The 16,725-nt window shown below is 45.1% G+C and carries 17 protein-coding genes; 15 read left to right on the forward strand and 2 right to left on the reverse strand.

The genetic code is table 11. The features are described from left to right. Positions 1-8: 8 nt before the first annotated feature. Entirely contained in the window at positions 9-302 is a 294-nt protein-coding gene (locus JNUCC31_RS23600) for a hypothetical protein (protein ID WP_192265259.1), read from the forward strand. 90 nt (positions 303-392) lie between these two features. Here JNUCC31_RS23600 and JNUCC31_RS23605 read toward each other — a convergent pair whose 3' ends face one another. Next, complete coding sequence (locus JNUCC31_RS23605; protein WP_192265261.1) at positions 393-1,166, reverse strand: sporulation protein; 774 nt, start codon at positions 1,164-1,166, stop codon at positions 393-395. A 224-nt stretch (positions 1,167-1,390) separates the two neighbouring features. Between JNUCC31_RS23605 and JNUCC31_RS23610 the strand changes: the two genes are divergently transcribed. The 10 genes from JNUCC31_RS23610 to JNUCC31_RS23655 all read left to right on the forward strand — a co-directional run bounded on the left by JNUCC31_RS23610 (position 1,391) and on the right by JNUCC31_RS23655 (position 9,517). Beyond that, positions 1,391-2,062: a class I SAM-dependent methyltransferase gene (locus tag JNUCC31_RS23610; RefSeq protein ID WP_228469774.1), complete on the forward strand. Its 672-nt coding sequence runs from the start codon at positions 1,391-1,393 to the stop codon at positions 2,060-2,062. 117 nt (positions 2,063-2,179) lie between these two features. Further along, complete coding sequence (locus JNUCC31_RS23615; protein WP_192265266.1) at positions 2,180-2,719, forward strand: GNAT family N-acetyltransferase; 540 nt, start codon at positions 2,180-2,182, stop codon at positions 2,717-2,719. A gap of 47 nt (positions 2,720-2,766) precedes the next feature. Continuing rightward, a complete protein-coding gene (locus JNUCC31_RS23620) occupies positions 2,767-3,291 on the forward strand; it encodes a YfiT family bacillithiol transferase (RefSeq protein ID WP_192265267.1) in 525 nt (174 codons plus the stop codon). 35 nt (positions 3,292-3,326) lie between these two features. Continuing rightward, on the forward strand, positions 3,327-3,833 hold the full coding sequence (locus tag JNUCC31_RS23625) for a GNAT family N-acetyltransferase (protein WP_192265268.1): 507 nt from the start codon (positions 3,327-3,329) through the stop codon (positions 3,831-3,833). A gap of 113 nt (positions 3,834-3,946) precedes the next feature. Beyond that, positions 3,947-4,141, forward strand: a complete 195-nt coding sequence (locus tag JNUCC31_RS23630; RefSeq protein ID WP_192265269.1) for a hypothetical protein — start codon at positions 3,947-3,949, stop codon at positions 4,139-4,141. A gap of 70 nt (positions 4,142-4,211) precedes the next feature. Continuing rightward, on the forward strand, positions 4,212-4,952 hold the full coding sequence (locus JNUCC31_RS23635) for an SDR family NAD(P)-dependent oxidoreductase (RefSeq protein WP_192265270.1): 741 nt from the start codon (positions 4,212-4,214) through the stop codon (positions 4,950-4,952). Positions 4,953-5,048: 96 nt separating this feature from the next. Continuing rightward, a complete protein-coding gene (locus JNUCC31_RS23640; protein WP_192265271.1) occupies positions 5,049-5,738 on the forward strand; it encodes a response regulator transcription factor in 690 nt (229 codons plus the stop codon). Beyond that, on the forward strand, positions 5,735-6,739 hold the full coding sequence (locus JNUCC31_RS23645; protein WP_192265272.1) for a sensor histidine kinase: 1,005 nt from the start codon (positions 5,735-5,737) through the stop codon (positions 6,737-6,739). Before JNUCC31_RS23640 ends, JNUCC31_RS23645 begins: the two co-directional genes overlap by 4 nt. Positions 6,740-6,839: 100 nt before the next feature. After that, positions 6,840-7,595: an ABC transporter ATP-binding protein gene (locus tag JNUCC31_RS23650; RefSeq protein WP_192265273.1), complete on the forward strand. Its 756-nt coding sequence runs from the start codon at positions 6,840-6,842 to the stop codon at positions 7,593-7,595. Further along, the gene (locus JNUCC31_RS23655; RefSeq protein WP_192265274.1) at positions 7,592-9,517 is read left to right on the forward strand and encodes an ABC transporter permease; all 1,926 of its coding nucleotides are present in this window, start codon (positions 7,592-7,594) and stop codon (positions 9,515-9,517) included. Before JNUCC31_RS23650 ends, JNUCC31_RS23655 begins: the two co-directional genes overlap by 4 nt. A 114-nt stretch (positions 9,518-9,631) precedes the next feature. Here the strand turns inward: JNUCC31_RS23655 and JNUCC31_RS23660 are convergent, their stop codons facing one another. Further along, positions 9,632-10,135, reverse strand: a complete 504-nt coding sequence (locus JNUCC31_RS23660) for a hypothetical protein (RefSeq protein WP_192265276.1) — start codon at positions 10,133-10,135, stop codon at positions 9,632-9,634. Between the two features lie 217 nt (positions 10,136-10,352). On the opposite strand from JNUCC31_RS23660, the gene pgsA reads away from it, so the two are divergent. From pgsA to JNUCC31_RS23680, 4 genes are all read left to right on the forward strand, one after another. Further along, complete coding sequence (gene pgsA / locus JNUCC31_RS23665) at positions 10,353-10,940, forward strand: CDP-diacylglycerol--glycerol-3-phosphate 3-phosphatidyltransferase (protein ID WP_192265278.1); 588 nt, start codon at positions 10,353-10,355, stop codon at positions 10,938-10,940. A 190-nt stretch (positions 10,941-11,130) separates the two neighbouring features. Beyond that, positions 11,131-13,800, forward strand: a complete 2,670-nt coding sequence (locus tag JNUCC31_RS23670) for a winged helix-turn-helix domain-containing protein (RefSeq protein ID WP_192265280.1) — start codon at positions 11,131-11,133, stop codon at positions 13,798-13,800. Between the two features lie 134 nt (positions 13,801-13,934). Then, positions 13,935-16,070 carry an S-layer homology domain-containing protein gene (locus tag JNUCC31_RS23675; RefSeq protein ID WP_192265282.1) on the forward strand — a complete coding sequence of 712 codons (2,136 nt, stop codon included), beginning with the start codon at positions 13,935-13,937 and terminating at the stop codon, positions 16,068-16,070. A gap of 158 nt (positions 16,071-16,228) precedes the next feature. After that, positions 16,229-16,711 carry a GNAT family N-acetyltransferase gene (locus JNUCC31_RS23680; RefSeq protein ID WP_192265284.1) on the forward strand — a complete coding sequence of 161 codons (483 nt, stop codon included), beginning with the start codon at positions 16,229-16,231 and terminating at the stop codon, positions 16,709-16,711. Positions 16,712-16,725: the final 14 nt, after the last annotated feature.

The following is a 16,725-nucleotide window of genomic DNA, read 5'->3' on the forward strand; positions in this document are numbered from 1 at the left end:
GAGGCAAAATGATGAGTATCAACAAACGATTAGGTGTGGAATCCCTGTTGGTAACCCTGTTATTCACCTTGGGTTTTATGGCTTGGAATGTCATTCAGGGCATGTTAATGACTCTAAAATATGCACCTGAAATAATGAACAATAATTCATCCGTCACCACGTTGCAATCCAACGTTGCTTTTGGCTCTATTGTCCGTTGGGATACCACTTTCATTCTGATTGCTGCTATCGGATTTCTTTTGCTTGCTGCTGCTTATTATGGTCTTCGTTCGGGGATGAGGCGCTGGACACAGCGTTTCTGAGGTGGGTTGATATAATAAAGGAAAACAAAAAAACAGTTCTACACCAATGAAAGTTGGTAGGGGAACTGTTTTTCGTTTATTTTGGATCAACTATAAATGCTTGGAAATGACTTCTTCCAGACCTTGGGCAACCGAATGTGCACCCCGTGCAAGGTGTCTCTCGTAGAGATGCAGACGGACGAAGCTCTCATCCGTGCCCATTGCTTCCGAGAACATGCCACCGAGTCCGCGTGCACGGCGGTCGATCTGAAGCAATAGTTCAAGCGAATCTCCCATCGGATAGAACAGTACTTCCAGCTCATCCAAATAGCCGCGGAACTTGCTCGTGGGCACGAATTCAAATTCCTGTACAAAGGGAAGATTACCACCCAGCTTCGGGGCATAGTCGTTGGTCACTTCACGAAGTTTGAAACCAAGGATATCAATCGCATCAAGCACGGTGTTCATGTCTTTTGTAGGAACTACGTGTAGTCTGTCTCGGTCTGAGGGGTCCATGGCGCTTGAGATATCGAGGCCAGTTTCAACCCACACTTCTGCACGATGGAGTGTAATCGGAAGATTTTCTGGCAGGTCAAATGAGAAGGATTTTTCCAGTTTGGCTCCAGGCTGTAATATAAAACCTTCTGTGAGCAAGTATTTGGCTACAACGGCAGTTTCATTTACATTTCGATCATTGTGCTCTCGTATGTATTGGGTTTTGATCGTAAGGTAGATTCGGTCCACATTCTGTTCCACTTCTCCGCCCTCGATGTACACGGTCCCCGAGATGACCCCTCCAGGTGTAACCTCTGGTGTATGTAATTCAGTATTTACTTTGGCTGCTCCGACACCTACACTGGCTAACATTTTCTTGAAAAAAGACATTCGCTCATCCTCCACATTCTATTGGTTTATCCAAGAGAAAAATACGACTTCGACCTTAATACGGAGACTGTGAGAGAAGCGTTTCAATTTTTAACAAGCAATACATTGTGAATAAATAACTTTTTTCATAGAGAAAAAGTTAACAAGTGAAACAGGGAAATCGGATTGTCCGTGTCGAATGTTGTTTAATATGGGATTTTCTTCTGGAGGGATATCTATTGGGTATGGAATGGTATGACATGATTGGACGACGTAACGGCGGATACAAGGGCAGGTCTGTATTTACCTGGGAGGGTAATTCGGCAGAAGATGTATTCGAAGCGCGCTTGATGCAGCTGTTGCCTCAGTATAAATCCGTGCTCGATGCGGGTTGTGGACATGGTGAATTTACATTAAAAATGTCGGCCTATACCGGTCATATTACGGGTTTCGACAACTCGAAGGAACTGCTGCGTATCGCCCAGGCTGGGCTTGAAGCCAGTGACGTTGGAAATGTTGAATTTGTCTATGCCACAACCAAAACAGAGTTGCCTTTCGAAGACGAACAGTTCGATCTGATCTATGACCGCAGAGGACCTACGTCCATTATTGAACATGGGAGATTGCTGCGAAAGGGTGGCGTGATCATTGGCATTCATACCGATGTAAGCAAGGTACGGGAAAGGCTGCATACAAATCAGTATGAAGACATCGAGATTGAAGAATTCAACGAGGCTTTAATGGTTTTCCCGGATGAAAAAGAGTTCGCTATCTTTCTTTCCGATATTCCCGGAAACCCGGATTACACACGGCCTGAGTACCATGAACAGCTTCAAGTTAAGCTGAAGGAAAATCAGATGGATGGGAGACTTGCTGTGCGTGAGCACAAATATATCTGGAAGGCCGTAAGGCGTTAAAGAAAGATTATACAATTACAATTGTCTGCCTTCGAATGTATAGATCTGGAGGATGGGCAAGGACCTGAGCTGGGTTACAAGAGAACCTCTCAAGATAATAAAGGAGTACACAGAGTAATGCTAATCTATCAATGGAATGAGATTATGGTACGTTTGCTGGATGAAAAAGATGAACAGCACCTTGTTCGATGGTTGTCTGACCCAGCCGTGCTTCAATATTATGAAGGCCGTGATCGGCCGCATGATCTGAATTTGGTCAGAGAGCACTTTTATGAGCAAGACGATGTTGAGCATCGTTGTATCGTTGAACACGAAGGTAAACCTATTGGCTATATCCAGTTCTATGAACTGGAGGAGGTGGAACGAAATGAGTATGGTTATGGAGACACAGATGAAATCATCTATGGAACAGATCAGTTTATTGGAGAGGCGGATTACTGGAATCGCGGTATTGGCACACAACTGGTACAATCCATGTTGAGCTATCTGGTCAACGATAAGCAAGCCCGGAAAGTGGTCATGGACCCGCAATCCTGGAACGAGCGAGCCATATCCTGTTACGAGAAGTGTGGATTCAGGAAGATCAGACTGTTACCAGAACACGAGCTTCACGAAGGACAAATGAGAGACTGCTGGCTGATGGAGTATGCCCCATAGGCAGTGCACTGTGTATTTTAAAACATTTAACCAAGGAGGAATGATCGATGGATTTGAGATACCCGATTGGAACATTTGAACATACAGGCGAGGTTACATTAGAGCAGCGGAAGCAGTGGATTCAGGATATTGCGGAGTTGCCGGAGTGCGCCCGCGAAGCAGTCAAAGGATTGAGTGAAGAACAATTGATGTTGCCCTACCGGGAAGGTGGCTGGATGCTCAAACAGGTTATACACCATATGGCAGACAGCCATATGAATAGCATGGTTCGTTTCAAGCTGGCACTGACGGAGGATAACCCCACGATAAGACCGTATTACGAGGAACGATGGGCTGAACTGAGTGATTCGCGGGAGCTGGATATCGAGTTTTCTCTGCAAATCCTGGATGCCCTGCATCGTCGTTGGGTGGCGCTTTTAAATACATTAACAGATGTAGACTATGCCAAAACCTTTTATCACCCCGCATCCAAAGAAACGACCAGACTGGACTACAATTTGGGCGTATATGCATGGCATGGCAAACACCATGTTGCCCAGATTACCTCGCTTAGAAGCAGGTTGGAAATCTAGGGGGAAATAAATAACTTATTAAGGAGAATACATCGATGAATATACACATCAGGCTTCTGGATGAGAACGATCCGATCGTAATTTCGCAGGCATTTCAGGAGCAGGGTTGGGCGAAACCGGCAGAGCAGTACATTCAATATCTTACAGAACAGCAGAATGGTGAACGGGTGACTTTGGTAGCGGAGCTCAATGGAGTTTTTGCCGGATACGTGAATGTATTGTGGAAGTCGTACTACCCATCCTTCAGAGAAAAGGGCATTCCGGAAATCAATGATTTCAATGTGCTGATCAAATATCAGCGTCAGGGAATAGGAACGCTTTTGATGGACCGGGCAGAGGACGTTATTCTGGAGCGAACTGATACTGCCGGGATTGGTGTAGGGGTATTTTCCGATTATGGCAAAGCTCAAATTCTGTATGCCCGTCGTGGATATATACCAGATGGACAGGGCATTCACAAGCATGACCGTTATCTAAAATGGGGCGATGAAACGATCATCGATGACGATGTGGTGCTCTATCTAACGAAGAAGTTAAGCTGATCGAATCCTGAATACAAATGACTAAAACGACGTCCGGGAGATTGAGGATTTCTTTCTTCTGAAAGTCGCTCTTTGCTCCAGGATTTGGCGGTCAAGGTGGACCGGAGAGTGTAATGGATGATTGGCAGGTATACCGTGAGAAATCGATGAAAGGCGGTCTGGCTTTTACGGAGGAAAAGCTTCGCTATTTGCTTGAAGATCCATTTGAATGCGTGGAGCTGCGCCCGATGAAGGCGATGGGTCAGGATGATATATGTTTTGGCTTGCCCATCCTATGGGTGACGTTATGGAGAAAACCCAACGTGTAGTTATAGATTTAAAGGTACAGGTTTGACGTTTAAACAATATTGCACAGAGCGAGAGAAAGGCGGTTAAAATATGGGACAAAGGTATTTTATCATTACAGGTACTTCCAAAGGAATCGGTAAACAGCTTGCGGAATTGTTATTGGAAAAGGGAGATCACGTCTACGGTATTGCACGCGGAACGTCTGACTTGGAGGAAGCCTACGAGCGTTACCAGCATGTTCAGTTTGATCTGGCAGATATTCATAGCATCGACGATCTCGTCTCAGGCATATTGAAACAGATTCCTGCACAAGAAGTTGAATTCATCGGACTCATTAACAATGCTGCCATGCTTGAGCCGTTGAAGTTGATAGATCAGTGCAGTGCCGAGGAGATCAGTCTTAATCTGAATATCAGTTTGGCAGCGCCTATGATACTGACTTCATCTTTTATACAACATACCAACCACCTGACCACACGCAGAAAAATAGTCAATGTATCGTCCGGGTCAGGCAGTTATCCGGCACCTTCAATGGCATCTTACTGTACTTCCAAAGCTGGAATAAACATGTTCACCCAGTGCGTAGCGATGGAACAATCTGGGCAACCCAATCCCGTTGAAGTGATTGCATTCGATCCAGGGATGGTAGATACTGAGCTACAGGCTGTGGCAAGAGGAAAGAATGCAGAGGAATTTGCATTGTCCGAGGTATTCGGTCAGGTCTATGAAGCAGGCCAATTAAGATCACCGCAAGATGTCGCAAAACAATTAATCGAACGGATGGAAGAAATCAGTGACCCAAGCAAGGTCCCCCATACTATGGAGGGATAACAGCGATCGGAAGAATGATTCGTACCCGGAACGGTCATTTTGCTGTATGTTTATTGTTTGGTTGGCCCAAGAAGGACAGAAACGTGGTGAAAGTATATGTTTAAAATTATGCTCATTGAAGACGATGAATCGTTATTCAGTGAAATCAAAGAACGGTTATCTCAGTGGTCATATGATGTGTATGGCGTACAGGATTTTGGCAAAGTCATGCAGGAATACAGTGCCGTTCAACCACAGCTGGTGATTATTGATATCCAGCTTCCACAGTATGACGGATTTCATTGGTGCCGCATGATCCGCGCTCATTCCAATGTGCCGATTATCTTTCTTTCCTCACGGGATCATCCTACGGATATGGTTATGTCGATGCACTTGGGCGCAGATGATTTTATCCAGAAGCCCTTCCATTTCGATGTGCTGATTGCCAAAATACAGGCGACTCTTCGGAGGGTATACAACTACAATACAGAGCGGATTGAGCTGCGGACATGGCGCGGGGCGACCATTGAGTATGTGAAAAATACCCTTACCCATGACAATGAATCTGTCCTTTTGACCAAAAATGAGATGTTCATTCTGAAAGTGCTGGTTGAGCACAAAAATCAGATAGTCACCCGCGAAGACCTCATACGCAGCTTGTGGGATCATGAACATTTTGTGAGTGACAACACGCTGACGGTTAACGTTAATCGACTTCGCAAAAAGCTCGAGCCCCTAGGGTTGGATGGCTTTATCGAAACCAAGGTGGGACAGGGCTATATGGCAACAGAAGAGGCGGAAGCATGATTGGCAAATACATACGGGAAAAGCTCAGCTGGTTATTGTTGCTAATAAGCATGCAGCTCATCATTTTATTTGTGGCCTATATCGACACGTCCATTCCATTCCGTTCTGTAGCCTATATCGTCGTGCTGAATGTGGTGGTATGCATCGTTTTTATCTGGGCGAGATATCCAAGGGAGTCCCGTTTCTACAAAAGATTAACCACCTGGGATCATACGTATGATTTGGGGGATTTGGATATCGCGCAAAGCCCTTATGAACGAATTGTGCACGACGCGGTGACTACCCAGACTGAACGTTATCGGAAGGAGTCTTCGTCTCATTTCATTTTGCTGAAACAGGAGAAGGATGAGATGTTGGCCTGGATTCATGAGGTGAAGACACCCCTAACCGCGCTGCAACTGATGATTGAGCGTATGCCGGATGACAAACTTCAGGGCCAGATGACGTATGAATGGCTGCGCATTCACCAACTGCTCGATCAGCAGCTTCACCAGAAGCGTATTCCATTTATGCATAATGATTTGTTTGTCGAAGAAACGGAGCTTGAACCGATTTTGAATGGCGAAATTAGAGCCTTGAAGTCATGGTGCATCTCCAAAGGTATTGGCTTCGATGTGTCTTTGTATGTGAAAAAGGTACTGACGGACAGCAAATGGTTAGGCTTCATCCTACGGCAGTTGCTCAGCAATGCGGTGAAATATAGTCATTCCTCTGATATTGTTATTGAAAGCAGGGAGCAGGATGGGCATCTTATACTGACGATTCAGGATTATGGACGAGGCATTGAGGCCCAGGATTTACCGCGTATCTTTGATAAAGGCTTCACTTCAACGCAAGGCAGGCTGGAGGGAACGGCAACGGGAATGGGATTGTATTTGACCAGACAGGTGGCACAAACACTTCATATAGACATTAAGGTACAATCTGCTTTTGGAGAGGGCACAATCGTCAAACTGATCTTCCCGCGAAAGAATGACATGATCCACCTCGCAGGCGTGTGACAACATTGTCACATGCTTTTTGGTTTTGTTCGGTGAATCGCACGATAAATCGGAGCATCCGGCCTATGATAGAGATATAGCAAAGAGGAGTGAGTGGGATATGTGGATACTGGAAGCCAAAAAAATTCATAAAGTATACGGCAATAAACTAAATAAACAGGAAGTTCTTAAGGGGATTGATCTCGGCGTAAGTAAAGGGGAATTTGTTGGGATTATGGGACCTTCGGGTTCGGGGAAAACGACGCTGCTTAACGTTCTGTCCTCCATCGACCGGGTAAGTCAGGGCACCATTGACATTGAGGGTCAGGAGTTCACCGGCATGAAGGAGAAACAGCTTGCTGAATTCCGTAAATGTCATTTGGGTTTTATTTTTCAGGAATATAATCTGCTGGATACGCTCACGGTGAAGGAAAATGTATTGCTACCGCTCTCGATTACAAGTATCCCGAAGCATGAAGCACACCTGAAGTTTGAACAAATTGCCCGTGAACTGGGCATATATGAGCTGAAAGACAAATATCCCTCCGAGATCTCGGGTGGGCAGAAGCAGCGGACTTCAGCTGCGCGTGCGTTTGTACATGATCCAAGCATAATTTTCGCTGATGAGCCGACAGGTGCACTGGATTCCAAATCGGCTTCGGACCTGCTTGGCAAATTGAGTGATATGAACAGCAGGCATCAGGCTACGATTATTATGGTTACGCATGATCCGTTTGCTGCGAGTTATTGCAGCAGGGTGATTTTCATCCGGGACGGTCAGATCTACACCCAATTAAATAAAGGAGACGAGTCCCGGCAATCCTTCTTCAATGATATTATCAAAACTCAGGGGGTGCTGGGTGGTGTGCAGCCATGAGTCTGAACTATATCATCTTTCGCAATCTGAGGAAAAACCTGAAGAATTATTATCTTTACGTCTTTGCCCTGATCTTTAGCGTGGCACTGTATTTTTCCTTTGTAACGTTACAGTATGATCCCTCCATGGATGAGGTTGCTGAATCAACGAAAGGAGCGGCTGCGATTGGCGCATCCTCCGTGTTACTGATTGTCATTGTGGGCATTTTTCTGCTCTATGCCAATACGATTTTTATCAAGCGACGTAGTAAGGAGATTGGATTGTTTCAGCTGATCGGACTGACGAAGGGAAGAATTTTTGGCATCTTGAGTGCGGAGAATTGCATTCTCTACTTTGGTTCAATGGTAGTGGGTATTGTTATCGGGTTTCTGGGTTCCAAGCTGATATTGATGATTTTGTTCAAAATTCTTGGAGTTGAGGCCATCGCAGAGCTGTATTTTTCACCAATGGCCTTGTTGCAGACCGTGATTGTTTTTGCCGTGATGTACTTGCTCATCATGTTGATGAATTACACCTTTATCCGAGCACAGAGCATTCTATCCCTCTTTCGGGTGTCTTCTACAACAGAGCAGCAGGTACAGAAGTTATCTATAGGGCAGATTCTGATGGGCATCTTAGGTATTACTCTGATTGTGTTCGGTTACATACTGTCTGCACGGCTGTTCAGCGACGAGAAATTGGATATGCAGCAGTTAATGTACACAATGATTTTAATTCTCTTTTCGGTTATTTTGGGGACGTATCTATTCTATAAAGGCTCTGTCAGTTTTCTCTTTAATCTGGTCCGCAGAAGTAAAAAAGGTTATCTCTCTATTAACGAAGTATTATCGTTATCCTCCATCATGTTTCGCATGAAGTCGAATGCCTTGCTGCTGACCATTATTACTACCGTATCGGCACTTGCCATAGGCATGTTGTCGCTCAGTTACATTTCCTACTATTCGGCAGAGGCGCAAGCCAAAGAAAGCCTACCGGAGGATTTCTCTTTTGCTCAGGAAAATGTGAAGGATCGTTTTGTAGCCGAATTGGATCACAAACAGATTCCATATGAGGAGAAGCACAGACAGCCTCTGTATATTGAAATTGATGCACACAAGGTGATGAATGACTCCACAATGGAGGAGCCGTTGTTCAGCAGTGTAGTAAGTGACAGCATGGTAGATAACATTGATCTGAAACCAGGCGAAGTCATTTTCATGGGGTACGGCAATGTGATTCAGCAATTCTTTTCCATTCGGGATGATGGTCCCATTGTTCTGCACGGATTGAAAAAAACGATTGACCAGCAATTGATTGGAACCCTCAAACAGGGCGTGCTTCCTGTGTATTACACCAAAGGAACGCCTGTAGCGGTTGTGGATGAATCGGTTTATGCGGAGCTCACGCAGGATCTTGATCCGAAACTTCAGAAGGGGGAACCGACCGATTATTACGGTGTGCAAATTACAGATCCAGGGCAGGACGAGAATGCGTATGCCATTTTTGCAGATCTGCAATTAGAGGCCCCAAGCTTCTCTCAGATCGAATTCAGAAATAACCAGCGTACCACTATGGGCCTGATCATGTTCATTGTTGGTTTCCTGGGTCTAACCTTCCTGATTACATCGGGTTGCATTCTCTATTTTAAACAAATGAATGAGAGCGAAGAAGAGAAATCGAACTATACCATTCTGCGAAAACTTGGATTTACTCAAGGCAATCTGTTACGTGGGATTCAGTTCAAGCAGTTGTTTAATTTCGGCATCCCACTTGTCGTGGGCCTGAGCCATAGTTATTTTGCCGTGAAATCAGGCTGGTTCTTTTTCGGTACAGAACTGGTCACACCTACGGTAATCGTCATGATTGTATATACGTTGTTGTATTCAATCTTCGGCCTGTTGTCCGTATTGTATTACAAACGTGTGATTAAAGAATCATTGTAGAATCAGATAGTAAGGAACAGAGGATTACATTAAGAAAGAGTAACTGTGTGAAGAAGTACAGTTTGCTCTTTCTTTTTTTGTGAAGGCTATGTTAAATCGTGTTGCTTATCCAAATCATTTTATTGTATTTGCTATTTCAATTAATGTTTGGTGATCGTATAACGGTTCAAGATTATTATTTTTCCCTGAAACAAGAGAGTAAGTTAAACCCTCATTTCTCCAATAAATGGCGTTGACATGTTCGTCTCCTTGGTCCCACGTCTGCGAACCGTTAGCTAATTGTAGTCCTTTTTTTCCATTTGGAGGCGTATCAGCCTTGGAGTTTGTCATCATGAGAATCAAGGTCAATCCTTCATCGGTATTTTCATACGTGATTTCCACAGCATCAAATGTACCATTGGTATCTAAAACTCTTGCTGATTTTTGATCAACTTGGAACGGAACGGACGGCTGTTTCATTTCAAACGGGATCTTAGCTTTCGCATCTTCAATTGAAATCTCAACTGGAGGACTCCAATCCGATTGCTTGTTCGGTTGATGACTTTCCACTTTTTGTGAGCAGGCAAACAATAAAAGAGGTATCGTACATAGGAATAGTAATTTACTTACAGCTTTCATTTCATCACCTCGATATGAGAATAGTTAATTCTATTACGTTTCCATTAGATGGAAAGTTGCATGATCCTTCCTGTGAAGTCTGAAAGATAAAATCGCTCACATGTTTTTCCCATCATATTTGAAGCAGTAATAGTCTAAGCCTTTTGTGAAAAAAAAGGAGGATGACACGAGGGTGGAGAAATCACAACATATGGAGTGAAAAAGAGGGAGGGTTTCCATGAACCTGGCTAACAAAATCACCCTGGCGAGAATGGCATTGATTCCATTGTTTATGTTGTGTTTTATCCCGTTTCCGTCTTGGATACAGGAGTCGAGTGAGTTTATTCGTTTTTTGGATCAGCATGGCTTGGTGATAGGAGTTATTATTTTTGCAATAGCTGCAGGTACGGATAAGCTGGATGGGTATGTGGCGAGAAAATATAATCAAATCACCAATCTGGGAAAATTGCTTGATCCACTGGCAGATAAACTGTTGATTTCGGTTGCTCTGATCATGATGGTTCAGGAGAATCTGATCGGTTCATGGATTGCTGTGATCATTATTGGACGTGAAATTGTCATTACAGCGCTGCGTATGATTGCTACTGAACAGGGAATTGCTCTGGCTGCTGATCGATATGGCAAGATTAAAATGGTGCTCCAGGTGGCAGCTATCATCACTGTGTTATTGAATAATGCTCCGTTTAGTTTGCTGACTGATGTGCGGATTGATGTGATTTTATTATGGCTGGCGGCAGGAGTTACGCTGTTATCGGGATTGAACTATATCGTGGTGAACTATAAGTTGCTTCACATCGGAAGATAGGAAGAGTCAAGGGAGTTATGGTCCTCAATACAAATGTTAACCCTGCATTACTATGCAGGGTTTGTTTGTCGTTACTTCTGTTCAAAAATGTGTGGGGCATAGCCAGGGTTCCTAGTATACTTAGTGTATCTGAATGTACATACAATGAATCGGAAAACAGGCACCATGGTGCTGATTCAGGAGGATCTCAATGCAACAGGAACATAATACTGGTCTCCACGGGGACTGGCTTCAATTTATGATTTTAACAACCAAACTGGAACTTCCACCATTGCCAGCGGATACAATGGATCGTCCAAGGCTCAATGTGCATCTCGAAGAATTGTTCCAAACCAAAGTTACCTTGTTGACTGCCCCGGCGGGTTCAGGGAAATCAACACTTCTTGGCAGCTGGGTGAAAAGTGAAGCAGTACATGCGGCATGTGTCTGTCTGGATGATAAAGATCAGGACCCGCTTCAGTTTTGGCTTTACATTATTCATGCACTGGATCGAGTGAGAGAGGGGCTCTGTGGAGAAGTCCTGCCACACTTTTTGCAACGGTATCCGATAGATCCAAGTTCAGCATTAATATTATTATTGAACCGCGTTGCTCTGACCAGTCAACATACACTTCTCATTCTGGATGACTATCATGCTGTAACCCGGCCCGAGATTCATGAGCAGATGCAGTACTTTATCGAGAACCTTCCCCGCTCTATTCATCTGATACTGTCAAGTCGCACCTATCCTCCCTTCAAGCTTGAGAAGCTGCGTCTGCGAGGGGAATTGAAGCAATTAACGCTTCAGGAACTGGCGTTTACGGCAGAAGAAGGTATTGAATTTTGCCAGGAAATTATGCAATTGGATATTGCCGGGGGGGATGCGCGTGGCTGGGTACAACAGACAGAAGGCTGGGCTGCCGGATTGAAGCTGCTTGCTTTATCTCACGCATTGGGTGCAAACTCGTTGGTCGGCCCAATACATGAGATATCGTCTTCTCTGACTCATGAAGTTCAAGGACAGACGGGGCAGAGATCGATTTCGGAGTATCTGCTGGAAGAGGTGTTTCAGCGTCAGTCACCGGAAATGCAGCGGTTTCTGCTTCGAACAGCGATCACGAGAAGAATGAACAGCGGTCTATGCCAGGTATTAAGTGGTATGCAGGAAGCTCCGCAATTGTTAAGACAGCTGGAGAAGGAACATCTCTTCCTTATTCCGCTTGATCGGGAAGCGAACTGGTATCGTTATCATCACTTGTTCTCTGCATTCCTAAAGCGTGAACTGGCCCGGTATGGCACAGATCAGGTGAATGAATTGCATGTCCTTGCCGCACATTGGTATGAGCAGCAAGGATACCCCGCTGAAGCGCTGGATCATTATATTCTTGGACAGCATATGCAGGATGCAGCCAGACTGTTGGAAGAGTTGTTTGCCCATTTTATTATGGGAGAGTGGTGGACGCTCCGGCGGTACTTCGATGTTTTGCCACTGGAAATTGTGAAGGCACGTCCAAAATTATATATGTCCTACCTGTTTCTTGTTGCGCGTGAAATGCCTTATGGACAGATGGTGAAGCAGCTTGATGAACTGGAACACGTCATCCGGGTGCATCTGCAAGGTCAGCTTGAACCTGAGATTATCGGGTATTTGTTGCAAGTCGTTTGTGTGATGCGAGCCTACATGGCATATCTGAACAGAGATTTGGAGGGGCTGGCTCATTATTTGGTGTCCTACATTGATCAGGGATATCCCGACGATATTGCCTTTCAGTATATGGACTATGATCGGAGAGAAAGCATGCGTCTACGCAGCTTTCATGGCGTGAATGGCTACTTGAGGCGTGGGGAAGCTTGCTTCGCTAAGATTACAGAACGTTGGTATGCTGAACATGCCTATGTAACGTCGTATTATGGTGTCGGATATGGTGAAATTTTAATGGAACAGGATCGATTACCAGAAGCGGTATGTTATGCGGACCGAGCGCTTGAAGTGGCTTTACAGATCAAGGTAGCTGCGCTGCTCGTTCCTGCGTATGTACTCAAGGCCAGACTGGAACTTACACTGGGCAGACCGGAGGAAGGTATGAAGCTGCTTCAACAGGTTACGGGATTATTATCTGTGAAGGATATGGATTACTGGCAGCCAGCACTGGAAGCACATCAACATCGAATTTTACTTGAAATGAGTCCTGTGGAATCGGCTCAAACCATTCTGGTTAAGGCAGTAGGCGAAGATCGCATGGCCGCTGAGACCAGCTGTGATCAGACATTCCATTCCATGGTCCGTATACGTGCGATGATCGTCCTTGAACAGTACGCTCTTGCGCGAGAGGAACTAAGACGTATTCGTAAACAGGCTGAAGAACGAGACTGGCTGACTGAACAGATAGAGTGTGCCTTGCTGGAGTCAATCATGCTGCAAAAGGAAGGATTCATAGATGCTAGCGTAGCCGCGTTATCCCGTGCTCTGGTGTTGGGGGGATCGGAAGGATATATCCGTTCATTCGTTGCTGAAGGTGAGCAAATGAAGCGGTTGCTGCAGAAATATCTGTATTTAGGTCGTACGAAGGCAATACAGGATCATGGTGTAAAAATGGCGTATGTGAAGCAGTTGTTATCGGCATTCGCGAGAGATAAACGGACAAAGGGCTTCTCACCTGTAGGGAAGGCAAACCTTGATACAAAAGAAGTGGGGCTTAGCCCTATGGAGCAAAAAATATTCGGTTATATAGCTGAGGGGCTGACCAGCAAACAGATTGCTGCCGAGTTTGGTATCTCACCCGGAACCGTAAATACCCACATCCGCCGAGTGTTCGCGAAGCTGGGTGCGAATAGTCGTACGCATGCTGTACAAATTGCTGAGCAGCGGGGATTGTTATGATGAGGTGAAACCATGTCTACTCTTTTGTAGACTGTTTTCGAATGAAGGTCTCTCCTACAATAAAGGTAATCAAATAACTCTTGCGGTCTTTGATGACGTAAGGGTTATATCCATGTGGGAGGTAACGTTACGAGATGTCAACACGTGTATCCAATCCAAAAGTTTGTTCTAAAAATAGGCACCGTAAGGTCTCGCCTTATTTGGCAGCCCTTCTGTCATTATCAGTCATTGCGGTTCCCGGAACAGTGAGTGCAGCGACCGATGCAGTAAGCATTGGTGACTTGCAGCAGGCAGCACCGTGGGCCAGGCAAGCCATTGAAAAGGTTGCTGAACAACAGATGATTCTGGCGGATGCAGCAGGTAATTTTAACCCAAGTGCAACGTTAACAAGAGGGGACCTTGCGTACACATTGGCACAATTATTGGAACTGAAGGAGCTGACTTCAGATCCGCTTCCAGATCTGTTATTCAAAGACATTGAAAGTTCCGCTGAGAATGGCGCGTATATTATTACTCTCAAATTGGCCGGAATCATGAACGGTTATCCAGATGGTACATTTCGTCCAGGCGGTTTGGTGACAAGGGAAGAGCTGGCAACCACGATCATTCGGGCGCTGAAAGTTAAAGGATATGATGAAGCGTTACATCCAACCAAAGTGTTGTCATTTAAGGATACGTCCAACATTAGTGCTTGGGCTTTGCCAAGTGTACAACAGGCCGTTGAGTTGGGGATTTTGAAAGGGGAAAATGGAAACTTTGCTCCGAAGCGCTCCACTTCCAGACAGGAAATGGCTGTGATTGCATTACGCACAACCGAGCTTATTCAAGCACTTGAAGAAGCTGCAAGTCAGGGGGGCGCCAATCCGGAATCCAATTCTAATGAGCCAGGAAAGGTAACTGAGGTGCAGGGCACGACTTCAGGCGGCAATGATGCAAAGAACGGCGCAGGAAACACAAATAGTAATTCTGGGGTAACGCCAGGGAATGGAAATGGAAGCACGGGTGGAGGAAGTGGATCCACGCCTACCAATCCAACGAATCCAACGAATCCAACCAATCCAACGAATCCAACGAATCCAACGAATCCAACGAATCCTACCAATCCTTCCAACCCAGGTACGGGGAACAGGGCTCCGGTGGTGATTAGTAGCGGTTTGCCAGATCAGGAACTTACATTGGATCACGCCTCACCCGATTGGCAGGCCTCCTCTTATTTTAGTGATCCCGATGGGGATGAATTGCAGTTCAGTGTCGTAGCAGGAGATGAAACCATCGTTTCCTCCACTGTGGATGGCCAAGTGATTCGACTTGTGCCACAGGCTGCTGGAGAAACATTGCTAACGATCAAAGCGACCGATGATCAGGGCGCAAGTGTCACGGCACAACTCAAGGTTAAGGTACAGGTCAATACGATAAGCCGCCAATTCCCTGATCCGCATCTGGCTGGAGCCGTTGCTTATTGGTTGCAAAAGGATGTGGATGATCCGCTAACCAAAGATGAATTGGTGGAAGCTCTTATACAGACGAATGGTGGACTGTATGCAAGGAATGCAGGCATTTCCGATCTGACAGGAGTCGAAATATTCAAAGGGTTGAATGTTACTGAAATAGACCTGTCCGGAAACGAAATAAGCAAGGCGGATGCCTCTGGATTCGATCATTTGAAATGGCTGGATTTATCCGGTAACCAATTGTCGGAAATCAATGTTTCCGGACTGGATCAGCTGGAGTATCTGAATCTCGCGAATAATCGACTTTCTTTATTGGATGTGAACGGACTACATTCCTTGCAGGAACTTGATATGAATAGTAATGAGCTTGTTCATTTACCTGTTGGCGTTGCTGAACTGTCTGATTTGCAATACTTGAATGTAAATGACAACTCCATACGCCTGAGAGAAGAGCCTGATTTCACTTTGCATCTGACATTGCTGCAACGTTTGTCCATGTATGATTTTGATGATGCTCCCCCTGTACTGGTGGAGGCACCTGCGGGTAATATCGCTTATGTTGGTGGAGAAGAGACCGAGATCGACCTGGCATACATGTTTGAAGATGAAGATGACGAGAGTTCGACACTGGTTCTCACTGCGGATTCAGCAGATCCACAACTGGCTGAAGTCAGAATGGAAGGACAGAAGTTATACGTTAAAGCTCTTGGATTTAGCGAGACCCCGATTCAGATTTACGTGCAGGCAAGAGACATATTGGGCAAAATGGATTCAGGATATGTAGAAGTCATGCTCAAGATAAGAGAAGAATTGCTTTGAAATAACGAATTGAATAAATAGTACGTTGAACGCATCTCCCATGGAGGTGCGTTGTTTTATTTTATATGGAATCAGATCATGTTAAAATATGCAAGAAACGAATACGGCTGCGATTGACAACGTCATACGATAATCAACTGGAAAGAAGGAACACTCTCATGTTATCGATTCATAAAGCGGAGTATCAACACAAATCAACGTTGCGCAATCTGATGGAATTATACAAATATGATTTTACTGAATATGACCCGGAGGACGTCAATGAAAACGGGTTATACGAATATGTGTACCTGGACCATTATTGGACAGAAACGGGCAGACATCCTTTTTTATTCCGGGTAGAAGGACAGCTGGCTGGATTCGCACTGATTCGTGAAATCGGGAGTGAACAGGGAACAAGTATATATCAAATGGCAGAATTTTTTGTAATGAAAAAATACAGAACACTCGGAATGGGTGCGCAAGCCGCCATTCAATTGTTCAACCTTTTCCCCGGGACATGGAAAGTGGCGGAGATAGAGACGAATGAGCCTGCTCAGGCTTTCTGGCGTAAGGTTATTGCACGTTATACCCATAACCAATACCAAGAGGTTAGAGAGCCTGACTGGGAAGGTCCTATTCAGATATTTACCACGATGTAATAACGAGAAGGGGG

The organism is Paenibacillus sp. JNUCC-31 (assembly GCF_014844075.1).
Lineage (GTDB): Bacteria > Bacillota > Bacilli > Paenibacillales > Paenibacillaceae > Paenibacillus.

What these genes read in the sequence shown, in the direction of transcription:
- JNUCC31_RS23630 (WP_192265269.1), top strand. Translation starts at nt 3,947, where the DNA reads ATGGATGATTGGCAGGTATACCGTGAGAAATCGATGAAAGGCGGTCTG.
- JNUCC31_RS23615 (WP_192265266.1), top strand. Translation starts at nt 2,180, where the DNA reads ATGCTAATCTATCAATGGAATGAGATTATGGTACGTTTGCTGGATGAA.
- JNUCC31_RS23655 (WP_192265274.1), top strand. Translation starts at nt 7,592, where the DNA reads ATGAGTCTGAACTATATCATCTTTCGCAATCTGAGGAAAAACCTGAAG.
- JNUCC31_RS23650 (WP_192265273.1), top strand. Translation starts at nt 6,840, where the DNA reads ATGTGGATACTGGAAGCCAAAAAAATTCATAAAGTATACGGCAATAAA.
- JNUCC31_RS23675 (WP_192265282.1), top strand. Translation starts at nt 13,935, where the DNA reads ATGTCAACACGTGTATCCAATCCAAAAGTTTGTTCTAAAAATAGGCAC.
- JNUCC31_RS23620 (WP_192265267.1), top strand. Translation starts at nt 2,767, where the DNA reads ATGGATTTGAGATACCCGATTGGAACATTTGAACATACAGGCGAGGTT.
- JNUCC31_RS23640 (WP_192265271.1), top strand. Translation starts at nt 5,049, where the DNA reads ATGTTTAAAATTATGCTCATTGAAGACGATGAATCGTTATTCAGTGAA.
- JNUCC31_RS23625 (WP_192265268.1), top strand. Translation starts at nt 3,327, where the DNA reads ATGAATATACACATCAGGCTTCTGGATGAGAACGATCCGATCGTAATT.
- JNUCC31_RS23645 (WP_192265272.1), top strand. Translation starts at nt 5,735, where the DNA reads ATGATTGGCAAATACATACGGGAAAAGCTCAGCTGGTTATTGTTGCTA.
- JNUCC31_RS23635 (WP_192265270.1), top strand. Translation starts at nt 4,212, where the DNA reads ATGGGACAAAGGTATTTTATCATTACAGGTACTTCCAAAGGAATCGGT.
- JNUCC31_RS23680 (WP_192265284.1), top strand. Translation starts at nt 16,229, where the DNA reads ATGTTATCGATTCATAAAGCGGAGTATCAACACAAATCAACGTTGCGC.
- JNUCC31_RS23600 (WP_192265259.1), top strand. Translation starts at nt 9, where the DNA reads ATGATGAGTATCAACAAACGATTAGGTGTGGAATCCCTGTTGGTAACC.
- JNUCC31_RS23670 (WP_192265280.1), top strand. Translation starts at nt 11,131, where the DNA reads ATGCAACAGGAACATAATACTGGTCTCCACGGGGACTGGCTTCAATTT.
- JNUCC31_RS23660 (WP_192265276.1), bottom strand. Translation starts at nt 10,135, where the DNA reads ATGAAAGCTGTAAGTAAATTACTATTCCTATGTACGATACCTCTTTTA.
- JNUCC31_RS23605 (WP_192265261.1), bottom strand. Translation starts at nt 1,166, where the DNA reads ATGTCTTTTTTCAAGAAAATGTTAGCCAGTGTAGGTGTCGGAGCAGCC.
- pgsA (WP_192265278.1), top strand. Translation starts at nt 10,353, where the DNA reads ATGAACCTGGCTAACAAAATCACCCTGGCGAGAATGGCATTGATTCCA.
- JNUCC31_RS23610 (WP_228469774.1), top strand. Translation starts at nt 1,391, where the DNA reads ATGGAATGGTATGACATGATTGGACGACGTAACGGCGGATACAAGGGC.